General features: G+C 41.4%; 2 protein-coding genes. Both read left to right on the forward strand.

Annotated elements, in window-relative coordinates; translation table 11 throughout:
• Window positions 1–756 (forward strand): substrate-binding periplasmic protein (locus tag PAT01_RS19790; protein ID WP_318299778.1); only part of this gene is annotated, 756 nt, incomplete at its 5' end.
• A 186-nt stretch (window positions 757–942) separates the two neighbouring features.
• Window positions 943–2,544 carry an ABC-F family ATPase gene (locus PAT01_RS19795; protein ID WP_154946050.1) on the forward strand — a complete coding sequence of 534 codons (1,602 nt, stop codon included), beginning with the start codon at window positions 943–945 and terminating at the stop codon, window positions 2,542–2,544.
• The last annotated feature ends 517 nt before the right edge of the window (window positions 2,545–3,061 follow it).

Here is a 3,061-nt window from a genome sequence, read left to right on the forward strand (position 1 = left end):
ATTGGTATAAAAGGACGTTTTATGAAGATGTTACTGTTAGCGTTTATAGTTTTGGTTGCGCAATTTAATGTGCTGGCATGCACTAAAACATTAAAAATGGGCACCAACGAAACCAACTGGGCGCCCTATTTAATTAAACAAGGCAATGCCTTTGTAGGCACAGAGGTAGATACGGTTAACGCTGTTTTTAAAAATTCGCCTTTTTGTATTGAGTGGGTTTATTTTCCGAGCTTATCACGGGTTCAGCAAGAGCTAAAAACAGGCCATATTGATATTACCTTTGCAGCAAGTTATACAAAAGAGCGCGCCGAGTACTCTTATTTTACTGATGTATATCGCGATGAAGTTATGCTGCTTTATAAGCATGAAAACGCCAAAGATGTAATTAACTTAGCGGCGCTTTTTGAACGTGGCTTTATTGTTGGCGTTAACAGAGGCAGCTTTTTTGGCGCTGAGTTTGAAAAAATAAGAAAACACTACCCCAACCAAATAGTACTTACCGCAGATGCAAACACCCGCTTTGGTATGCTTAACAAAAAGCGAGTTGATTACGTGATTGACGACTCTGTTGTCGCAAAATATTTTGCTAAGCGCTACAGCACCATTTTGCCGGTAAAAACGGCGCCAGCTATTAATGTTAATGGCGTACATTTTATGATGAGTAAACAATCGGTCACGCTTGACGAAGTAGCTGTAATTAATCGCCTTATTAAAAATAATAAAGCGGCCATAGAGCGCATTTACAAACCCTATTAACCCGCTGTTTTACACTTATATAGATTCATAACCTAACGTGCTGCCATTTTAGGTATGTATCTTTTACCTTTCATTACCATGGGGGGATCTGTATAATTCGCCAGCTAATTTACCCTATTGCTTGGTCTTGTTTGTGGCGCTTTGCTGCAGTTGGCCCCTGTCAGTACTCATTCTAGGACTAACTTTTTGATCTCCACCGCAAATATTACGATGCAGTTTGGCGCAGAGCCGTTGTTTGAAAACATTTCAGCTAAATTTGGTAACGGCAACCGTTACGGTTTAATTGGCGCTAACGGCTGTGGTAAGTCGACCTTCATGAAAATTTTAAGCGGTGCGCTTGTGCCAAGTGCGGGTAATGTGTCGATTACACCGGGGCTTAAAGTAGGTAACCTAAGCCAAGACCAGTTTGCGTTTGAACAATACAGCGTTGTAGATGCCGTAATTATGGGCGACGTAGAGCTTTGGAAAGTAAAACAAGAGCGCGACCGTATTTACTCATTACCCGAAATGAGCGAAGAAGACGGCATGAAAGTAGCCGACCTTGAAAGCGTTTTTGCCGAAATGGATGGTTACACAGCCGAAAGCCGCGCTGAAGAAATACTATTAGAAGCGGGTATAGATAAAGAGTTTCATTATGGGTTAATGGCAAACGTTGCCCCAGGTTGGAAATTACGTGTGCTTTTAGCGCAGGCGCTGTTTGCAAATCCAGACATACTGCTACTCGATGAGCCAACCAATAACTTGGATATTCATACCATTACGTGGTTAGCTAATGAGCTTAATAAACGTAAATGCACCATGATTATTATTTCGCATGACCGCCACTTTTTAAATTCGGTATGTACTCACATGGCTGACATTGATTACGGTGAGCTGCGTATTTACCCAGGTAACTACGAGAAGTTTTTAGAAGCGGCAAGCTTACAGCGAGAACAATTATTAGCCGAAAACGCTAAAAAAAGCGCTGAGATTGACGAGCTTCAAGACTTTGTTAACCGTTTTGGTGCTAACGCCTCTAAAGCTAAACAAGCCAGTTCGCGTGCTAAAAAAATGGATAAAATTAAGCTTGATGAAGTTAAAGCGTCAAGCCGTATGAGCCCATCGTTAAGTTTTGACGAAGGCAAAAAAATGTACCGCCAAGCGCTTGAAGTTAATAAACTTGGCCACGGTTTTGATGGCGAAACACTATTTAGCGGCGGCGACTTTTTACTAGAAGCTGGCGCGAAGCTTGCGGTTATTGGCGAAAACGGTGTGGGTAAAACTACCTTTTTACGCTGTTTAGTAAACGAGCTTAAAAGTAATGAAGGCGAAATTAAATGGTCAGAAAATGCGACCTTTGGCTACTGCCCGCAAGACAGCACAAAAGATTTTGATAACGATTTAACGCTATTTGATTGGATGTCGCAATGGCGTACAGCCAAGCATAACGATTTAATGGTACGCGGCATGTTAGGGCGTTTGTTGTTTACCGCCGACGATTCAAACAAAAAAGCGCGTAACTGTTCAGGTGGTGAAAAAAACCGTTTGTTGTTTGGTAAGTTAATGATGCAAGACGTAAACGTACTTGTAATGGACGAGCCAACCAACCACATGGATATGGAAGCCATTGAAGCGCTAAACAATGCACTTAAAGACTTTGCGGGTACGCTTATTTTTGTAAGCCACGACCGCGAGTTTGTATCATCTTTAGCAACACGTATTATTGATATTAAAGACAAGCAGGTCATTGATTTTCAGGGTACGTTTGACGAATACCTAGCAAGCATAGAAGAGAAAAAAATCGCTTAAGTTGTAGCAGCGATTTTATATCGCGTCTGTTTTAGGTTTAAGTTTTTAGGTTTCAAAAACTAAAAATAGAGCCTAAACCATTTTAAAAAGGTGCTGTTTAGCGCCTTTTTTTGTGGGTGTTTGAATATGCGGGTGTGCATTGTTTTTGTTTAAAAGTGATTATGTCACCACCGAGAAGTGAAGGAGAAGAGCAGGAGAAATGGCTCACCAATCACCGTGTTTTCTCTGTGTAGCGCAAAGCGCATTTATGTCCTCGGTGGTGGTATTTAATTTACAATTAATGTAAAGCAGCACATCAGCCCTGAGCCCACAATGTTAACATTAACACCGGAGCTATACCTTACCTTGTAGACCCACAGCTTGCTGGCATAATGAGCGATAGTTCGTAAATATTAAACCAATACAATTACAAAGAGGTGTAGAGGCGCTTCGCTTTAGAGAAGTAACAAGCAACTTGCGCGGGCAAGCTTCGCGCCTACAACTTTCACTCCTCATTTCTTTCTCTTTGTGCAATACA

The sequence above is a fragment of the Pseudoalteromonas atlantica genome, from assembly GCA_007988745.1.
Classification (GTDB): Bacteria; Pseudomonadota; Gammaproteobacteria; order Enterobacterales; family Alteromonadaceae; genus Pseudoalteromonas; species Pseudoalteromonas atlantica.